The following is a 17,600-nucleotide window of genomic DNA, read 5'->3' on the forward strand; positions in this document are numbered from 1 at the left end:
GCTCGATCAATGCCCATCGCTCATCGGATAAGTCGCTCGCGTACGGCTTGCGCTCACTCACCCGGCTATCCCAGCATATCCACGCCCACCAGCCACGCATAACGCTACAGATTCACTCGATCACACTGTGACATCGGGGGCTTCAGCTCGCAAACCGCCCTCTCAGGCCAGTTCGTCCGACTTCAGCCGAGTCAAGGTCAGTTCCGTGCGGTCCCACGCTGTCCTGGCCAGCCGAGCGGCATCTCGCCGCCCTCCAAGTCGCCGCCTCGCTTGGCGTCGTCGTCGGCCTGGTCTTCACCGGCCTCGGGCTCACCCAGGCGGCCCAGTCCCTCGAAGCGGCCCGCGAACAGCAGAAGATCGCCCGGCGCCAACCTGACCGAGGCCGACCTCACTGGCGCAGACCTGCGCGGTGCTGACTTGCGCGGGGCGAAAGGACTTCCGACCCGAGCAGAGCTCGCCAAGATCGCGAAGATCGATGCGACCACCAAGCTGGGCGAGTACACCAAGGCTCATGAAGGACCCCGAGGAGAATGGGGGCAACCGCGATCATCGCAATGACGACAGTTCCGAACCCCGGCATGTACAAGACAGAACCGCAATTATCTGCTAGATGATCTTCTGCTGGCCGCTGGCCAGCAGGTGGTGTTGCCCATGCGATCGCAAGAGCGACCGTCGCGGTGTCGTCGACCAGACCCATGTCCGGGCAGTCAAGATACGACCAGTGCCGGGGCCCCTATCTATCGCAGAACCCGAATACCTGGACGTATGTCAGTGCTGGGTACGTGTTTGGGGTGCCTGGGTCGGCGCGTCCCGGCACCACGGCGACCCGCATCTCGCGCCATTTTTCGCTGAGGATGTTCTCCCGGTGGCCCTCTTTGCTGCTCATCCAGAAGTCGAAGGCTTTCTGGGGTGTCACGCCGTCACGTCCTCCCCACGTATAGGTGTTCTCGTTGACTTCTCACTTCATGCAGCCGCGGTTGTAGTTGTATTCCTTCGCGCGGTCGGTCGGGTATGTCTCGGTCAGCGGGTTGTAGTGAGAGTCGCACCGGTTGGGATCCTTCGGGTAAGCGCGGCAGCCGGGGACCTGCTCTCTTGTCCCCCACCATCGCTGCTTGACCGCAGCCCTGGCGTGGTCGCTCGCCGCGCAGCCCAGTCCCAGCCGCCCTCCCAGGATCGCCAATGGTCGCTGGAGCGCTGACAACAGCCACCCGGCGGGGAATCCAGTCACCAGCCCGGCACGACGGGCAGGCCGCCGAAACCCCGCCTCGCCACACCCCGTATGATCTGCGGTCCGGCGCTTGGCGCTAACCCGGCCGGATAGTCCCGGACCCCGGACAGGGTTTTGTGCTTAGCGTTCAATCCTGGACGGATAGTCCCGACACCCCGAACTGGTTCCCGTCAGCTAAGCCATCTCCGACCTGGTCGCACGCCCTCACCTCTCCCGGCTCCTGTAGGTGGCCCGCAGGTCGATCAGCTTCTCCCTGGCCACCTCGTCCAAGGCCCGGCGCTGATCCTGGTCCTCCTCCCAGGTGGCCTCCGCGCACAAGACCCTGGCCGCCTCGTGCGGCTCGGCGTCGCGCACCACGTACCAGACGGTGTCGCCGCAGCCGCGCCTGTCGTGGTCGCGGCGCAGGACCGTCACGATGCCGGAGACGAGGATTTGCCTGGTCCACGGATTCCTGGCCAGAATCTGCCGATCCACCGTCAGCCCCTCGTCCATGAGCTCGCCGCCTAGCATGTCGTCCTCCCACCGCCATACGCGGCGGCTGACACCCGCCGGTACATAGAGGGCGCCACGGCCTTCGACGGGCACCGAGAACGTCTGCGTGCCGCCCCGGCACAACTCCTTGGCGATGCGCTCGCCATCGGCGTACTCGCGCAGCCGATCCTCGCCCAGATCGCGCCCGGACAACGAGCCCCGCCGCGCCTGCTCGGCGTAGTAGCGGTCGATCAGCGGATCCTTGAACCGCCCCGCACGCGTCTGCGGCGGGGTGCAGGAGGCCGGGGTGAGGTCCACGCCATCCTCGATGTCGACCCCGGACGCGCGCAGCAACTCGTGAACGGTGACGCCCGTCCCCTCCGCCTTGCGGCGCAACATGCGCAGCCAGCCGTCGAAGGTGTCCAGGTCCGGGTCCACGCGCAGCGACGCCCAGTCCGCCACCGCCGAGACCGGCACCGGCACCTCCCGCCGCGCCGGAGGTTGCACGAGCTGCTCGGGCTCGAGGTCGATCGAGTAGTACAGAACCCCGCGCGCAATGTAGGAGAACGGCGCCGCGTGCGTAATCGGGTCGAAGACATCCCTGATCGGCCAGAACCTCAGCAGCCACGCCTCCTCGCACTCACCTGTGGCATGCCCGTCGCCTGGCTCGGGTTCACGCAGGTACATGTCCACGCCGTACTCGAAATGCGGCGGCCCGATCAGGAAGTCATGCCCCCTGCCGTCCATCATCGCCACGATCGCGACCACACCGCTCTCCGCGACGAACGTCGCAGAACTGACCGGCGTCCACGAGGCGTCCGCGGCCCCCGGCTCGGCGTCCCAGGACTCCAGGCGCACGGCCGCGACGAAGTGGTAGATCTCGTCGGTGGGAGAGCCCCACTCCAGCAGGTCGGTGCCGTCCAGCCCGAACGTGTTGTACTCGACGTAGACCTCGTCGTCGAGCCTCCGCAGCAACTGTGCCATGTCAACGCCTTCGCCTTGTTGGTGATCATCCTGGCTTGGCGGAGTATGGCCCACCGTACTGACAATCCGAGGCGACGTGCACGTACGTCGCGCTGGCATCCGCGTCGTCCACGTAGGACAACGCGGCGGGCATGTCCCAGAAGACCATGGTCATGGCGGCCAGTTCGCCGATGAGGAAGGCGCCGCCGACGATGGCGATGGCCGTCCAGACAGCCTGCCGTGAGAGCTGATCAATGGGTCGGGTCTGTGTCGCGTTCAGCGAGATAGCCATCGAGGAGCTCGAAGAGCGCGTCGATGACGAGTTGCTCTTGATGAGGGGGCAAGTCCCAGCGGTCCCATCCCTCGGGAAGGGCGATGTGGCGAACCTGGCCTGACCAGCCGTGACTGCAGGTTTGACCGTGCTTGGCGACGAGCCAGTCCGTCCAGCCTTCCAGGCCTGGCCCACCGTGGCGTCGTGCGTGCTGGTCGTATCCATCGAGGAACGCTTCGAATCGATCGAGCCGGCCGCCCATCACGTACATGGGTAGCCGGGCTCTGACGTTGGCGAAATACTCGCGCTCGCTCATCTCGGTCAGACCCTTGATCACGGTTCATGCTCCCACTAGCAACGTGTCTCAGGACGTCCCGGCCGACGATACGAGCGGGATCATCTCTAAGCCGTCCAGGCATCGCGGGCGCACTCGACCGTGAACAGATACTCCTCGCGGTCGAACTCCAGCTCCGCCGACAACAGGTCTCGGTTCCAGCCGAGCGGCCCTACGAGATCACCCCGTTCACGAAGGTCGCGGTCCCCCACGAAGGCGCCGGCGCCGAACAGGATCGCGGTGGGCCAGGACTTGCCCTCCTTCAGGACCAGGGCGACCGCGATGGATGCGGCGCCGGCGGCCATGCCAAGGACCAGAGGGGCGCGGACGGTCAGCAGAGCCAAGGCGTTCTCCTCAGTGCTCACGCGAAGACGGCGGCGGGCCAGCGGCGGTCAGGTCATCGGCCCAAAACATGATCAATTCCTCGGCGGTGAACCGATCGAACGGAGGTGTGAGCGGGACGCGGCTGCTCGTCAACGCCCAGATCGTCACCAGCAGGGATGCCATCTCCTCTGAGGTGCAGGGGCAATCGGGGTGCCGGCAACCGCCGGGCAGCTCGCAGGTGCCCGTCCGAGTGGTCCGCGCGGTGGCGGGTGAGCTGGCCGGGCGGAGTGGAGCGTCGGGGGCGGCGAAGCACAGCATCGAGTGCCCTTCAAAAGGTCGGGGACGGCAGGGCGACGATCACGATGCCACCACCGGTGCGCCGCCGCCAGCAGTTCAAGCGTGGTCGAACGATGTCGAACGTAGTGCGCGGACGGGCGAAGGGCCGACGGAACCGGCCGGCATCGCGGCCGGGAGCCGGAAGCGTTCGACTCCGTCCGGCTCCGTTCGATGTACGTCGAGGCCGGCCTGATCATGCCGGACAGGCTGATGGTGTGGAGGCGAATCTATGGAGGATTTATTCGGACAAACTCGAATAGGTGATCCGCGCGCGGCTTGCCCCGTATCGGTGGCAACATGACTGCCGTCACGATTCGCTGATCCCCTCCAGTCACGGCGTGACCCCTCCTCCTATCCCGGATCACGAATCTGGCAACAGTGATGACTGAAGAGCACAGCGCTGCCTATTGCGCCTCTATCGACCAGCTCAACGAGCTGAGGGAACAGGCCGGTAACCCGTCCTTGTCCCACCTGCGCAAGCTGTCGCGGCGACCGCTGCCCAATGGCGAGGAAGGCCGCGAGCTCGCCCCCAGCACCACCCAAGAAATCCTCAGCGGAAAGCGGCGCCATCCCCCCTCCTGGGCCTGGGTGGTCTCCTTTGTCGTGGCCTGCCACGAGGCGGCCAGGAAGGGGAACCTGGACATCGGCCCGGTGGACGTGGAAACCTGGCGGTCCCGCTGGCTCCACACCCGAAACGCCGACCGGGCTGCTGCCACCCCAGACGGCCGGCGCGTCACCGCTCTTCCCGCGGGTGGTCCAGCCGCGATGGCACCCGCCGAGCTGCTGACCGTCAGCGAGACGATCCAGTGCTACCGCGAAACCCACGGCCGGATCGGCGCCCGCCTGGCTCGCCTGGCCTTGAACGGCGACGCTGAGGCATGCTTCCAACTGGCGCTGCTCACCCTGCTGCGCGGCTGGGGCCACGACGGCACAGAGTGGCTGCGCCGGGCCGTCGACGCCGGCCACGCTGGCGCGATGGCGCTGCAGGACAGCCGCGACCTGCGCGAAGAGGCCGCCGCCGTCGCTTACCAGTACGGCTGCACGCTGGAGGCAGACGGCACCATCAAGACCAGCATCGCCTCCTACTTCTACCGGCTGGCAGCCGAGATTGGCCACCCGCAAGCGGTCGCGAAGATCACCCCCAGGGACCCCCAGAAGCGTGCGGAGTCATCGGCCATGCCGCTGGCCGCACCGGTCACCGACGTCTTCGCCGACCGCTACCCCCCATTGCTGGACGACGTCTTCCCTGACTCGTTCTCCTACCAGCTCGGCACACCATGGCAGGAGACGCCGCCCATGATCAATTCCGGACCGGAGGATGACCACGGCGACTCACCCCCCAAGGGGGCAATGCAGCGCTCCGCTGAGAAACCCATGATCAGGCTGTAGCCAGGCGTCGATATCGCGCCGGATAAGTCGTCCTCTGGCGCCGATGCAGGGTGGCTGAGGAGATGTCGAATGAGCCGTCGACAGGGTGGGAGAACGAGGTCAGCGCGCTGGCCCGCCGCCTGGCCATGGTGGCGGGCGCGATCGGCAGCAACGCCCCGCGACCACCAGGCCGCCGACTGGCGGCATGCTGCCCGCACCATCTGAAGGCCGACGCCCCGATTCCCTGGCACGGTGCCGACCTGGACTTCACCGGCGTGACCTTCACCACTGACGTCGACGTCACCCACACGGTCTTTCCCGCCGGCACGGTCCGGTTCACCGGGGCGGAGTTCTCCGATGGCACGGTTGGGTTCGACGGGGCGGCGTTCTCCGGCGCTGTGGTCGGGGGTCGGCCCACATAAGCCCAAACCCACATTGGGATGATCTTGGATCGGGTAGAGGGAGGTGTTCGCGATGGTTGAGGTCGAGTGTTGCCACCGATAACGCCCTATTATCTGGGGCATCGTTGATCGCGACCTGCGGCGACGGTTCCGGGCCGCTACGCGAAGCGGCCCTGTTATCTGTGGCAAGGGGGAAGCGGTGGCCACCGTCGCGCAGCTGCCCGCCGGGAAGGCGCTCACCGTCCGCGGCGCCGCGGACGCCTTCCTGGACGCGCTCGGCAACCCGAACACGGTGCGGAACTACGCGATCGGGGTCGGCAAGACCGCCGAACGGGTCGGCGAGGGCCGGCCGCTCGGGCAGGTCGCGGATGACGAGATCGGCGAGGCCCTCGAAGCGCTGTGGGGCTCGACGGCGGTGAACACCTGGAACGCCCGCCGGGCGGCGGTGTTGTCCTGGCTCGCCTGGTTCGCCGAGCGCGGCTTCGACGGCCCGGAGGTGCCGGCCTGGGCCAAGCGCTTGACCCCGCCGGACTCCGAGACGCCGGCGCGCTCGAAGATGGCGATCGACCGACTGATCGCCCGCCGCGATGTGCACCTGCGGGAGAAGTGCTTCTACCGGATGCTGTACGAGACCGTGGCGCGGGCGGAAGAGATCCTGCCGCTGAATATCGAGGACCTGGACTTCGCTGGCCGCCGCGCGCTGGTGAAGGCCAAAGGCGCGCAGTCCAAGGCCCGCCGCCGCGGCCAGGCCCACGAGGATTTCGTGCTGGAGCCCGTGTACTGGGACGCCGGCACCGCCCGGCTGCTTCCGCGGCTGCTGAAGAACCGCACCCGCGGCCCGGTGTTCGTCACTCACCGCCGCCCTGGGCCGGGCAAGGTGGTCTCGTCGCGGGACGTGTGCCCGGATTCCGGGCTGGCCCGGCTGTCGTACGGCCAGGCCCGCGCCCTGCTGGACAAGCACACCGCGCTGCACGGGGCGGGCACAGGCTGGGATCTGCACGAGTTCCGGCACTCCGGTCTGACCCACCTCGGGGAGCAGGGGGCGAGCCTGCTGATGTTGATGGCCAAGTCGCGGCACAAGAAGGCAGAGAACGTCCGCCGCTACTTCAAGCCGTCGCCGGACGCCATCGCCGAACTCACCAGCCTGCTCGCACCCGGCGACACACGCCGAGGCGGCGGCACGTGACCGAGTCGGCCAACCCGTCGACCCTGTTCATCCCGACCGACCCGAAACCACCGAGCCCTGGAGTTGACATGGCTGACATGATCGTGCCCGACCCCGTCACGCGGGACATTCTCGCGGCCTTCGAAAACGTGCGCTACCAGCTGTTCGGGCGCCTGGAGGGCCTGACCGACGCCGAGTACCACTGGGAGCCGGTCGGCGACTGCATCGGCATCCGCCCCGGCGACGACGGCCTCTTCCGCGTCGCCACGCTCTTTCCGGAATCGAGTCCGGAGGCGCCGGACCCCGTCACGACGATCGCCTGGCGCATCTGGCACATCGGCAACCTCTGCCTGCGAGGCTACGTGATCTACCTCTTCGACGACGTTCCCGACTACGGCGACCGCGATGTGTGGCCGGGCACCGCCAAAGAGGGCATCCAGGCGCTCGCCGAGGACTGGGAGTACTTCATCTCCCGGATCGCAGCCCTCGGCGACAAGCGCCTGTTGGCGCCGATAGGCATGGGCCCCGGCGGTTGGGCCGATGAGACCTACCTGAAGCTCGCGCTGCACGCTCTGAAAGAGGTCACACATCACGGCGGCGAGATCGGCCTGCTGCGCGACCTGTACCTGCGCGAAGGCGTCTGATTTCGGCGGTGGGCGACCTTGTCCGGCGGCCGTGTGCCGCCAGACAACGGCCGGGGTCGGCGGCTATCTCCTTCCTCCCGGTCTACTCATCGGCCGCGTCTGGGTCACGCAGGGGCCTCATACCGCCGGGCAGATCGGGCAGCCGGAAGGAGTAGCGGCCCAGCACGTTGACGTGGTGGCGCACGAACGGCGAGAGCCGAGCGACGTCCGCGTCCCGTACCTCGAAGCCGTCCGCGCGAAGCTTCGTGAGCGCGGCGTCCATGTAGCGGGTGGAGAACAGCACCATCGCGTTGAGTACGAGTCCGAGGGCGCCGATCTGGTCTTCCATGCCGTCCTGGTAGCGCTGGTAGAGCTGCCCGCGGCGGCCGTGGAAGATCTTCCGGGCCAGGTCGTGGCGGCCCTCCTGAAGGTTGGCCTGGGTCTTGATCCGCCGCCGGTAGTCGGGCTCGTCGGCCAGGCGCAGGATGCGCAGGGACTTGGAGATCTGCCCGTAGTGGGCGATCGCGTCGCCGAGCTGGGTGGGGCTGCTGTCGCGGCTCAGCATGCGGATCACGTCGTGCGCGCGGACGGCGCCGGTGTGGATGGAGCCGATGATCCGCAGGATGTCCTCCCAGTGCCGCTCGATCTTCGCGAGGTTGATCCGGCCGCGGGCGACGTCGTTGAACGGCCCGTAGTCGGCCGTCTTGTGGGTACGCCACATCTTCTGATCCGGCAGGTCGGCCAGCTGAGGCGTGCAGCTGTAGCCGGCCAGGGTCAGCAGCCCGAACACGATGTCGCTGCAAGAGCCGGTGTCGGTGACGATCGATTCTGTACAAGATCACAGTTGAGGATCTGACGGTACGGCAGGCGCCAGCCGTACCAGCGCCCGCTCGTTTGGGGCTGGTGACACGATTCTTACCGGCACCCCATCAAAGACCCTCAACGGGCGAGGCGGCGAGGCCGGGAAAGCGAGGGCGCTGGCTCGTCCCGGCTGCCGGTATGGGAGCTGCCGTGGTGGCTGGCCTCGCATTCGCCTTCCTCCACGCTCCAGGCGAAGAAGCGGCCGCCGTCGCCACGGCGTCCGCGCCGCCGCCCGCACCCGATCCCCGGTACGGGTTCGCCACACGGATCGACCGCATGGCCTTTCGCGTCATTTCGCGGGAGTGGACCCAGACATCGGCCGGTGCCATCGAGTTGTGGTGGAACAACTCCTGTCCAGACGGCACCACCACATATTGGGTAGCGCTTCGGCCCGCGGGCGCGGCCGCGCGGTTCAACTGCAACTCCTGGCAGTACCACAAGTGGGCGAGCATGCCGGCGGGCACATACCACCTGGAGTTCTGGAAGGACCATGACGGCCGGTCCATCCGCGGCTCCGGCACGATGCAGGCCAGTGTGCCCGTCACCGTCCGCTCCAAGCCCGCTCCGGCCCAGAGCCCAACGGCGGGCTGATCAGCACATCACCGATACGCGGGCCCGGTGAGGCCAGCGGTGCGTCGCGTGGAAGACGCGGCGCCAAAACGCGCGCCATTTAAGAAGACCAAGTACGAGAGAAAAGGGCAGTCCCCTGATCGCCAACCGCACCCATGGAGGGATTGTGGCAGACCAGCTACGGGCAGTTCCTTCAAGCTCGTTAACGGTTCATGGCCAGGCGGCGGGCAGGGGCGCACGGCTCGCCGAGACGTTCACAGTGCTCTTCGAAGCCCGGCGGCAACCACTGACCCGACAGCAGGCGCGGGTGACGCTTGAAGTATGCCACCGCTGTCATACCGAAGATGAACGACGCCCACGGGGTGTGATACTCCAAGACCAGCCGTGACCCGTCATCCTTGCGCGTGACGATCTCCACGACGCCTTCGCCGGTCAGGTCAATGCCATCAATGTCCGAGAACCAGACGATCAGATCCGGCAGGCGGGGTCGCTCAAAGTGAACGCGACCGTTGGTGACCGTCAGCCTCCCCATGCCTAGATCCTTGTCCTTGCGGGCGTAGTACTTGCTCATCTCGTCGGTCATGGCCAGCCCGAACTGGGCGTATTTGATGTCATTCACACTGCTGATGCCGATCGCATCTCGGTAGGTGGCCCGCTCGTACGGCTGGGGAGCCTTCGACTTCAACCACCGCACCCTGGCCTGCTCTACGGCGACCAGGTTCTCCTCCTTCAACAGGGGGAACATGCACCCAAGCAAGGGGAGCTCTATACGGCCCGGCCACCCCAGCTTGTTCACTCCGATGATCTGACAGGTCTGCCATAACACAGCCTCGAACGGGTTGAACACGCTCCAGTTCACCATGACGATCATTAAAGCAGTCCAGAACGGCGATCCGGCGCCGTCACCGGTCCGAGGCCGTTATGGAGACCCGACAGTGCATCAATTCTGTCCGATCCCTCTCGGTAACGATCATGTAGCGTCCGCTCGGATGCGAGCTGCGGGCGGCTGAAATGGGGGGATGCCGTTACTTCCGCGTCGCCGTGACCGTCGTCCCGCCGTTGTGATCGCTGCTCCGCCGGTGATGCGTGTGCCGCGCCCGGCGACCTGGTGGATCATCCCCGTGATCGTGCTGGTCGGTGCTGCCGTGGGCGGCACCTTGTGGTGACTGCTGGCCGACCCGGCCCTGACCACCCCGACCCCCGGGTCGACTGGGGCCGGCACCGCGCGGGGGGAGATCTTGCGTACCGCGCTGGCCGCCGGCGCCGGTGTCGGGGCCGCCGTCACGCTGATGCTGGCGTTCCGGCGGCAGCGGCATCAGGAGATCGCCGCCGCGCATGCCACCCATGACGCCACCAAGCGGCGGGTGACCGAGCTGTACACCAAGGCCGCCGAGCAGCTCGGCAGCGACAAGGCCGCGGTCCGTCTGGCCGGGCTGCACGCGCTGGAGCGCCTGGCCCAGGACAACCGCGGCCACCGGCAGACGATCGTGAACGTGATCTGCGCCTACCTGCGCATGCCGTACGACCCGCCCGAGCCCGAGCCCGCCCCTGATCCCGAGCGGGAGCGCAAGGCCGCGCTGCGGGCGGCCCGGCGCCGCTACCAGGCCGCTCGCGCCGGTCGCGCCCTCCCGCTGAGCCCGCGCCACGGCAGGAGACCGATGATCGGGAGGGCGAGCTGCAGGTGCGGTTGACCGCCCAGCGCATCCTCAGCATTCACCTGCACGACGAGCGCCCCGCAGATCAGCGCTCCGCACTCCCGGCCGCACTGGCCTTCTGGGAGGGGATGGACTTAGACCTGACCGGCGCCACCCTCATCGACTTCAACCTGGCCGGCGGCCATGTCACCGACGCCATCCTCAACAAGGCGACCTTTACTGGGGACGCCCGGTTCAACAAGGTCGCCTTCACCGGGATCGCCATGTTCCGCAGGGCGGCCTTCAGCGGGGAAGCTTTCTTCAACGAGGCGACCTTCACCGAGGACGCATGGTTCAGCGAGGCGACTTTCACCGAGGACGCCTGGTTCAACGGGGCGACCTTCACCGCGGCCGCTCGGTTCGGAGAGGCGACCTTCACCAAGGACGCCTCGTTCCGCGGAGCTCGCATGGCCGCTCATGTGTGGCCGGACGGGTGGCGGCTGGAGACGGCGTCGGAGGAGGACGGTCGCCTGATCCGAGAGTAAGCGGACAGCGGCCCTGCCCGGGATGCCTGACCGAAGGCGGCGACAAGCCCAGCGGTGACGCCTTCGCTCTACACCCGACAGTGCAATTCTGTCCGGCCTCCTCCTCCCGAACGCGGCCCCAGCCCCAAGGTGAGCCGATCTTCGGACTTTCGAGAAGATCGTGTTCTCGGAAGCGGAGACGGCCACGGCTTCCGGGAACATGCATGGCTGAGAGGCGAAACCCCAGCTCGACACTTCCGAGAACAGGACCGCGTCGCTAGTTGGCGGCTGAGGACACGTTCGGGAGGAGGAGGCCTATGCGAGAGGTGTGAGACAGAAACCGGCGCTGACCTTCGTCGGTTCTGACGTAGATGGTGGGTTTCCGTCACCTCTGGGCACACGAACGTGCTCTCGATCACTCCACCACCTCTTCATAGCGTTCAGTGCATGGCCGAGGACGGAACGGGACGGGTGAGTGGTTACTGGAGGACACTCCCAGACGGGCGCCGAGTCTGGGTCAGACCGCATCGTCGTAGGCTCCCCAAGCCACCATCGCCCCCAGTTCTTGTTGCTGGTGGGAGTGGTGTGGTGGTGGTGATCGGGGTCCTGGTGCTGATCTTGTACGCCTGCTCACCAACCCCGCCCCCTGCCCCGCCAACGCCCACAATGCCTTCACAAGTGGACAGCCCTCCCCCCGAGCCCCCTCAACCACCCGAGCCCCCTGAGCCTCCGCCGCCGCCTCCAGATCCTCCTGGATGGCCGGCCGGTGGCTGAGCTGGGAATGAAAACATCGGTGACCGGTCGGAAGTGTCGAGTTCAGACGCACAGCGGCCAGCGTGATGGGGTCCCCGTAGTACTCGCCGAAAATCGGGCGGATATGGCTGACCAGCAAAGATCGGGTTTAGGTGCTGTCGCGGTTGCTGGTCATGCGGGCGGTGAGTTCGTCGGCGTTGGGTGTCCAGGTCCCTCGCTGGGCGTCGAGCCCGTCGAGGCGACGGTGGGTGCCTTCTTTGCTGGGCTTGAGGTAGCGCTGGAGGGTGCGGCGGTCTTCGTGGCCGGAGAGGTTCATCAGGTCGGCTTCGGTGGCGCCGTCCTCGCCGGCGTGGGTAAGTCGGGAATGGCGCAGGTCGTGCAGATTCCAGCCGTCGGTGGCGGCGCCGAGGTGGCGTTCGGCGGTGCGGTAGGTCATGCGTCGGCGGCGGCTGGCCGGGTCAACGTCACGTACGGGCGCGGTGCCGTCGTCAGGGGCGATGCGCGCGGACAGGAAGATCGGCCCGCGGGTGCGGCGGCCGAGGAGCTGGCCGAGCATCCGGGCGGTGCGGATGTCGTAGAGCAGCTCGTCGGCTTTGCAGCCTTTGCGGATGGTGCGTGCGCGGCGGTTAGCGCGGTCAAGGTCTTCGACGTTCAGGCGCAGGACTTCCTCGGCGCGGGCGGCGGTGGAGTAGAGCATCGCCCACAGCGTCCGGTCTTCCAGCGGGCGGCGTTTGTCGGCGATGAGCCGGTCGATCCGCTCGCGACTGCGGACGCGGGTGTCGTCCGGCCTGGGCTGGTGCTCTCGGTCCAGGCCGTGCAGTACCGCGGCCGGGTCTCCGATCCAGCCCTGGTCGTGGAAGTAGGCCAGGGCGGAGGCGACGGCAGCCCGCTTGGCGTTGAACGTCGACGGCGCCGCGCCGCCCCACGCGCCGCGGATGTTGGTGTGCAGCCGGTCTCGGCCGACGCTGGCGAGCTCACCGAGGTGCACGATCCCGGTGAACGCGGTCGGCAGGGCCGAGGTGTAGGCGCGCACGGTCTCCGGCGAGGTGATTCGGCCGGACCGGCCGCGTCGGCCAGCGAGGTGGCGCAGGAACGAGGCGAGCGCCTCGGCGGCCGGCACCCCTCCCGGCGTCTCCGCGTTGTCACGGTCGGGCACGGCGGTGAGGTGCCGGTCTGTCGCCATCTGGCCCGCTTCCCTGGTTGTCAGGTAACACGCGTGAAAGGTGCACGGCCCGCACGGGTGTTCCCGCAGGAGCCGATCCCGCCGTTGTCAGATAATACGCCACTATCTGACAATCTCAGCAGATCGACAAAGACGAGGACGACCGGGACAGGCCTCACCTGAGCGGAGTTGTGCCGGCTAAGAGTGGTCCAGGAAAAGGCGGTGGCGCGATGACCTCGCCGTCGGACCGCGAGCTGCTCAGCTGAAGTCCGGCCAGCGAGGCCGAGGAGCGCGCCGGCATGAAGCAACTCCAAGCTCAGCGCGACGCTGTGACCGCGCCACCGCCGGTCTGAACCGTCGGTTAGGCGTCCTGTCCGACCTCGGCGAGGCCGCGCGGGTGACTGACCTCGCCGAGGCGGCGTCTGGTTTGGCATCGCGGTCGGAGGCGCGCCGATGCGGCCCCTAAGTAGCAGGCGCCGAAAAACAACGCTTAGCCGTGCTGGCCCCACCTCGACATCGAGGGTGTGCCCGACCCGGAGCACGTCCCCTGGATCGACCCCGACCCATCCGGCCTGGCGAACGGCCCGGTGTCAGCGGCTTCCCCGATCAGAAATCCTCCGCCACGTCGTCAGTTCTGTTAGCCCTCTCGCACTGGTGGAAGGATTGATGACCATGACCGACGCCAGACTGCTGGGCGCCGACGAGGCCACGTTCATCGCGGCGGTTCGCTCAGGCGACACGGCGCGGTTCGCACTCATCACGGAGCGCCACCGGCGTGAGCTGCAGGTGCACTGCTACCGGATGCTCGCGAACTACGAGGACGCCCAGGACATGACGCAGGAGACGTTCCTGCGAGCGTGGAACAAGCGGGAGTCGTTCAAGGGCCACGCGGCCCTGCGGACCTGGCTGTACCGGATCGCGACGAACGCCTGCCTCGACTTCCTGGACAAGCGCAACGACCGCACACCCGTACCGTCCGAGCTGCCGGACCCCGGCTCCGAGGTGCTGTACCTGCAGCCGTACCCCGACTGGATGCTCCCCGAGGACCCGCAGGAATCGGTGGTGGCGCGGGAAACGATCGAGCTGGCGTTCATCGTCGCCGTCCAGCACCTGCCGCCGCGGCAGCGGGCGGCGTTCATCCTGCGCGACGTCCTCGGCTGGCCGGCGTCGAAAGCCGCCGACGCCCTCGAGCTGACCGTCGCATCGGTGACCAGCGCACTGCAGCGGGCCCGTGTGACGATGCGCGAGCAGCTGCCCGACCGCCGCCTCGACTGGCGGAGCCCCGCCACCCACGAGCTGTCGAATGACGAGCGCAGCGTGGTGAAGTCGTACATCGACGCCCATGAGCGCAACGACCTCGACGGGCTGATGGCCCTGCTGCGCGACGACCTGCGCTTCGCGATGCTGCCCGACCCGGGCACCTTGATCATGACGGCCAAGGACGCGGTGGACGGCTGGGTCTCCAGTGGGCTCTTCCAGCGCGGCTACGACGACTGGCGCTGTATCACCACGACGGTCAACCGCATGCCTGCCGCCGCGCTGTACCTCCGCACCCCCGACGACCCGGAATACCGTTTGTTCACCATCGCGGTCCTGCACATCGTCGTCGGGAAGGTCGCCGAGCTCACCGGATTCGACGCCACCGACAAACCATGGCTGGGCCTGCCCCCGACACTGTCATCAGACAAAGGCCCCATCGTCGACGAGTCCAGCGCACGGGCCGCCGTCACCGAAGTCACCGCCGAATGAGCACCCCGACCAGCTGAACACCAACGCGGCAACGCGAACACCACCGCCCCGCCGGCGTTGCCGGCGGGGCATCTTCATGCCCGAAGATCATCGTCACGATCAACGACGCCGTCGCCCTCATATCCACTGAGTCGTCAACAGCTCACTTGGAACGCAAGGAAGGGCCCGGGGAAGGTTCCCTCATAGCCGAGGGTCACGGTGAGCACGCCAGGAAGGATTTCGACCTGCCTCACGAGCCGAACATCTGGCCCGTGCTCATCGCCTCGCCTCGTATCGGGTCAGCACCACGCCGCCGGGAAACGTCCGCGTCTCCACCAGGTTCAGGTTCACCCAGCTGTCCAGCGCCGTGAAGAACGGCGTGCCGCCGCCCACCAGGACCGGGTAGGTGAGCAGGGCGTACTCGTCGATCAGCCCGGCCCGCATGGCCGCCCCGGCGAGCGTTGCGCCGCCGATGCCCATCGGGCCGCCGTCTACGGCCTTGAGCCGGGTGATCTCGGCGACCGCGTCGCCGGTGACCAGGCGGGTGTTCCAGTCGACCTTGTCGATCGTCGATGAGAACACCACCTTCGGCGTGTCCCGCCAGTTCCGCGCGAACTCGATCTCCGCCGGGGTAGCGTTGGGCTGCTGGTCGCCGGTCGGCCAGTAAGAGCTCATCGTCTCCCACAGCTTGCGCCCGTACAGCGACATCTCGCTCGCCCGCTCCTGGTCGAGCCACCACTGGAACAGCTCGTCGCTCGGCGGCCCGCTCCAGCCGATGTCGTCGCCGGTCGCGGCGATGTAGCCGTCCAGGGTCACGTTCATGCCGAAGATCAGTTTCCGCATCGTGCCAGCCTCCCGTGAGTCGATCTCAGACGTACAGACGGGCACGGCGCGGAAACCTAATCGGTGCGCGATCTGCGTCCGCAGGTAGTCCTCGCGTTCCGGACTCGGCACGGCGTACTCGGCTGGGCTCGAGTACTACCCACCGGATCTCGACTTCACCCTCGTACGGGCAGCGGCGCACCCACGGCCAGCTCTCCCCGACCGCTGCTGCCGTCTGCCCGGACGGGAAGGCCTTCCACGGCCACCTGCAACAGAGGCTGTCTACTTTCGCAGAGGCGTTGCGGTAGCGCTCGACGCGCTCGCTGCGCGAGCAGGAGTGTGAGCGATCTGGGTCCCCGAACGCCTGGTCACACAGCTATAGCGCCAGCCAGGCCCTCTCACCGCGCTGGAGATCGCCAACCAGTTCCCGACGCTGGGCATCTCGCTCGGCGACCAGCGGCCGCACGTGCCCGGCAAGATCCGCGAGTACCTACCTCTCCCAGCGCCGACGCAGCTAAGCGTTGTTTTTTCGGCGCCTACTACTGAAGGGGCCCCTGAGGGGGCAATGCCCCCGACGCCGAGTGCGCCCCGTGAGGGAAGCCCGTCAGAACAGCGTGTCGCGGACGCGCAGCGGCCGATAGCCGGTGGGACCGAGCTGGGCGAGTTCACCTTCGATGTCGACCTCGACTGCGCCGAAGAAGTTGATGTTCTCGCTATGCGCCGGGGAGATGTGGGCCAGAACCTCGTCGTCGATGCGGCGTCCCGCCCTGCGCATCGACTCGACCGCGAGGCCGTAGTACTCGGTGGTCCAGGCGACCACGGCGTTGGTGGCCAGCGTCAGGCACCACGCCTGCTCGGTCTGAGCTTCGAGGTGCCGCGCTCGGATGGCGCCCTCGTGGGCGTAGAGCAGGTCTCGCTTGAGCGCGTGCAGCGACTCGCCCTTGTTCAGCTGCCGGGAGATCTTGCGCCGGTAGGCCGGGTCGGCGAGGTATCGGGCGGCGTAGATGGTGCGCCGCAGTGCCCCGTACTCCTTGAGCGCTGCGGCGAGCGCGTTCTGCCTGCCGGCCGCGGACAGCTTGCCGACCAGTAGCGAGGGGTGGCGTGACCGAACTTTAGCGAACCGGCCAGCCCGAGCAGGTCGTCGTAGTGCTCGGCGATCAGGTCAGTGTTGAGCTTGCGGGTCAGCAGCGGCCCGGTGTGCGGGAAGTCGGCCTCGACCTGCGCACGCGATCCGGCCCGGTAGAGCGTGATCTTGCCCAGATCCCGGATCCGCGGGGAGAGCTGCAAGCCGAGCAGGTCGAACAAGCCGAAGTTGACCAGCGTGACCCCGTGGGTGTCCGTCGCGTGCTCGGCGACGGGAATGTCGGTCGCGTTCCCGAGAATCTCGTCGAGGACGTAGTGGGCCTCGCGCTTGGTCGCGACGATGACTTTCGTGCCGTAGGTGGTGTGCTGGTCGGTCATGTGTGTGTACGTCGAGAGCCCCTCGGACGCGAAGTACCGGCTCAAAGCCCTTGCGGTGACTGACTTTCCGCGCGTGGGGAACCGCTGTCCGTCTGATGAGGACAGGGTGCCGGTGCCGAAGATCGGGGTGAGTGGCAGGCGCTGGTGGTAGTCGATGATGGCCAGGTTCGCCGCGCGCAGCGTTTCCTCCCGTACGTACCACTCCGACGTCCAAGCGAGCACGTCGTAGGAGATCCCGCACGCGTCGGCCATCCGCGTCAGCCCGAGATTGGTGGAGTGGGCCAGCAGCACCGCGATCAAGTTCCGCTTCAGCTCGGGGCTGCGGGCCTGCTTGCCGCCGGCGTGGGTAAAGCAATCCAGGTAACCGGTACGTTTGTCCAGCTCGATCAGCAGCGACACGTTCGGCGCGAACGGCAGCATCTCGGTCAGCTCCGCCTTCAACGCAGTCGCCTCGGCCGGGACGTCCTCGGCGGTCAACGGCGAGATCACCAGATCACCGCCGTCGTCCAGACGCACCGGGCCATCCCCAGCAGCGAGGACTCCCTCCAGCTCGCCGAGCGCCTCACCCAGCTCGTCGGCGGCCGCAGCCAGCGCGCGGTCG

19 protein-coding genes and 1 pseudogene are annotated in these 17,600 nt (G+C 67.4%); 9 read left to right on the forward strand and 11 right to left on the reverse strand.

Features of this window, described 5'->3' with window-relative positions; translation table 11 throughout:
• Positions 1 to 197: 197 nt before the first annotated feature.
• Positions 198 to 392 carry a hypothetical protein gene (locus ACFXJ8_RS07225; RefSeq protein WP_379643279.1) on the reverse strand — a complete coding sequence of 65 codons (195 nt, stop codon included), beginning with the start codon at positions 390 to 392 and terminating at the stop codon, positions 198 to 200.
• Between ACFXJ8_RS07225 and ACFXJ8_RS07230 the strand changes: the two genes are divergently transcribed.
• Positions 373 to 558 carry a pentapeptide repeat-containing protein gene (locus ACFXJ8_RS07230; protein ID WP_379643269.1) on the forward strand — a complete coding sequence of 62 codons (186 nt, stop codon included), beginning with the start codon at positions 373 to 375 and terminating at the stop codon, positions 556 to 558. The two genes, ACFXJ8_RS07225 and ACFXJ8_RS07230, sit on opposite strands and share 20 nt — an antisense overlap.
• A gap of 874 nt (positions 559 to 1,432) precedes the next feature.
• Here the strand turns inward: ACFXJ8_RS07230 and ACFXJ8_RS07235 are convergent.
• The 5 genes from ACFXJ8_RS07235 to ACFXJ8_RS07255 form a co-directional block, all read right to left on the reverse strand.
• On the reverse strand, positions 1,433 to 2,683 hold the full coding sequence (locus ACFXJ8_RS07235) for a hypothetical protein (RefSeq protein WP_379642938.1): 1,251 nt from the start codon (positions 2,681 to 2,683) through the stop codon (positions 1,433 to 1,435).
• Between the two features lie 25 nt (positions 2,684 to 2,708).
• Entirely contained in the window at positions 2,709 to 2,954 is a 246-nt protein-coding gene (locus ACFXJ8_RS07240; RefSeq protein WP_379642939.1) for a hypothetical protein, read from the reverse strand.
• Positions 2,914 to 3,270 (reverse strand): hypothetical protein, encoded by a 357-nt coding sequence (locus ACFXJ8_RS07245; protein ID WP_379642940.1) that lies wholly within the window; start codon positions 3,268 to 3,270, stop codon positions 2,914 to 2,916. Before ACFXJ8_RS07245 ends, ACFXJ8_RS07240 begins: the two co-directional genes overlap by 41 nt.
• Positions 3,271 to 3,335: 65 nt before the next feature.
• A complete protein-coding gene (locus ACFXJ8_RS07250) occupies positions 3,336 to 3,632 on the reverse strand; it encodes a hypothetical protein (protein WP_379642941.1) in 297 nt (98 codons plus the stop codon).
• On the reverse strand, positions 3,622 to 3,774 hold the full coding sequence (locus ACFXJ8_RS07255) for a hypothetical protein (protein WP_379642942.1): 153 nt from the start codon (positions 3,772 to 3,774) through the stop codon (positions 3,622 to 3,624). Before ACFXJ8_RS07255 ends, ACFXJ8_RS07250 begins: the two co-directional genes overlap by 11 nt.
• Before the next feature lie 531 nt (positions 3,775 to 4,305).
• Here ACFXJ8_RS07255 and ACFXJ8_RS07260 point away from each other — a divergent pair.
• The 4 genes from ACFXJ8_RS07260 to ACFXJ8_RS07275 all read left to right on the forward strand — a co-directional run bounded on the left by ACFXJ8_RS07260 (position 4,306) and on the right by ACFXJ8_RS07275 (position 7,505).
• Positions 4,306 to 5,316: a hypothetical protein gene (locus tag ACFXJ8_RS07260; protein ID WP_379642943.1), complete on the forward strand. Its 1,011-nt coding sequence runs from the start codon at positions 4,306 to 4,308 to the stop codon at positions 5,314 to 5,316.
• Positions 5,317 to 5,378: 62 nt separating this feature from the next.
• Positions 5,379 to 5,717 carry a hypothetical protein gene (locus ACFXJ8_RS07265; RefSeq protein WP_379642944.1) on the forward strand — a complete coding sequence of 113 codons (339 nt, stop codon included), beginning with the start codon at positions 5,379 to 5,381 and terminating at the stop codon, positions 5,715 to 5,717.
• Positions 5,718 to 5,895: 178 nt separating this feature from the next.
• Entirely contained in the window at positions 5,896 to 6,882 is a 987-nt protein-coding gene (locus ACFXJ8_RS07270; RefSeq protein WP_379642945.1) for a tyrosine-type recombinase/integrase, read from the forward strand.
• 68 nt (positions 6,883 to 6,950) lie between these two features.
• Positions 6,951 to 7,505 carry a DinB family protein gene (locus ACFXJ8_RS07275; RefSeq protein WP_379642946.1) on the forward strand — a complete coding sequence of 185 codons (555 nt, stop codon included), beginning with the start codon at positions 6,951 to 6,953 and terminating at the stop codon, positions 7,503 to 7,505.
• A gap of 82 nt (positions 7,506 to 7,587) precedes the next feature.
• Here ACFXJ8_RS07275 and ACFXJ8_RS07280 read toward each other — a convergent pair whose 3' ends face one another.
• Positions 7,588 to 8,307, reverse strand: a complete 720-nt coding sequence (locus ACFXJ8_RS07280) for a Tn3 family transposase (RefSeq protein ID WP_379643270.1) — start codon at positions 8,305 to 8,307, stop codon at positions 7,588 to 7,590.
• Between the two features lie 191 nt (positions 8,308 to 8,498).
• Here ACFXJ8_RS07280 and ACFXJ8_RS07285 point away from each other — a divergent pair, with 191 nt between their 5' ends.
• Positions 8,499 to 8,936: a hypothetical protein gene (locus ACFXJ8_RS07285; protein WP_379642947.1), complete on the forward strand. Its 438-nt coding sequence runs from the start codon at positions 8,499 to 8,501 to the stop codon at positions 8,934 to 8,936.
• Between the two features lie 181 nt (positions 8,937 to 9,117).
• On the opposite strand, the gene ACFXJ8_RS07290 is transcribed toward ACFXJ8_RS07285, so the two are convergent.
• Positions 9,118 to 9,786, reverse strand: coding sequence for a hypothetical protein (locus ACFXJ8_RS07290; RefSeq protein ID WP_379642948.1), 669 nt, complete (start codon positions 9,784 to 9,786; stop codon positions 9,118 to 9,120).
• A 367-nt stretch (positions 9,787 to 10,153) separates the two neighbouring features.
• On the opposite strand from ACFXJ8_RS07290, the gene ACFXJ8_RS07295 reads away from it, so the two are divergent.
• Together ACFXJ8_RS07295 and ACFXJ8_RS07300 are read left to right on the forward strand one after the other, a co-directional pair.
• Positions 10,154 to 10,606 carry a hypothetical protein gene (locus ACFXJ8_RS07295; RefSeq protein ID WP_379642949.1) on the forward strand — a complete coding sequence of 151 codons (453 nt, stop codon included), beginning with the start codon at positions 10,154 to 10,156 and terminating at the stop codon, positions 10,604 to 10,606.
• Complete coding sequence (locus ACFXJ8_RS07300) at positions 10,597 to 11,094, forward strand: pentapeptide repeat-containing protein (protein ID WP_379642950.1); 498 nt, start codon at positions 10,597 to 10,599, stop codon at positions 11,092 to 11,094. The genes ACFXJ8_RS07295 and ACFXJ8_RS07300 overlap by 10 nt, the downstream gene beginning before the upstream one ends.
• An 880-nt stretch (positions 11,095 to 11,974) precedes the next feature.
• Here the strand turns inward: ACFXJ8_RS07300 and ACFXJ8_RS07305 are convergent.
• Positions 11,975 to 13,009: a tyrosine-type recombinase/integrase gene (locus ACFXJ8_RS07305; RefSeq protein WP_379642951.1), complete on the reverse strand. Its 1,035-nt coding sequence runs from the start codon at positions 13,007 to 13,009 to the stop codon at positions 11,975 to 11,977.
• A gap of 651 nt (positions 13,010 to 13,660) precedes the next feature.
• Between ACFXJ8_RS07305 and ACFXJ8_RS07310 the strand changes: the two genes are divergently transcribed.
• Positions 13,661 to 14,737, forward strand: a complete 1,077-nt coding sequence (locus tag ACFXJ8_RS07310; RefSeq protein ID WP_379642952.1) for an RNA polymerase subunit sigma-70 — start codon at positions 13,661 to 13,663, stop codon at positions 14,735 to 14,737.
• 255 nt (positions 14,738 to 14,992) lie between these two features.
• Here ACFXJ8_RS07310 and ACFXJ8_RS07315 read toward each other — a convergent pair whose 3' ends face one another.
• Entirely contained in the window at positions 14,993 to 15,559 is a 567-nt protein-coding gene (locus tag ACFXJ8_RS07315) for a dihydrofolate reductase family protein (RefSeq protein ID WP_379642953.1), read from the reverse strand.
• Positions 15,560 to 16,142: 583 nt separating this feature from the next.
• Positions 16,143 to 17,419 (reverse strand): annotated as a pseudogene (locus tag ACFXJ8_RS07320) (transposase).
• Between the last annotated feature and the right edge of the window lie 181 nt (positions 17,420 to 17,600).

Origin of the sequence: Nonomuraea sp. NPDC059194, from assembly GCF_042754765.1 — a bacterium.
Lineage (GTDB): Bacteria > Actinomycetota > Actinomycetes > Streptosporangiales > Streptosporangiaceae > Nonomuraea.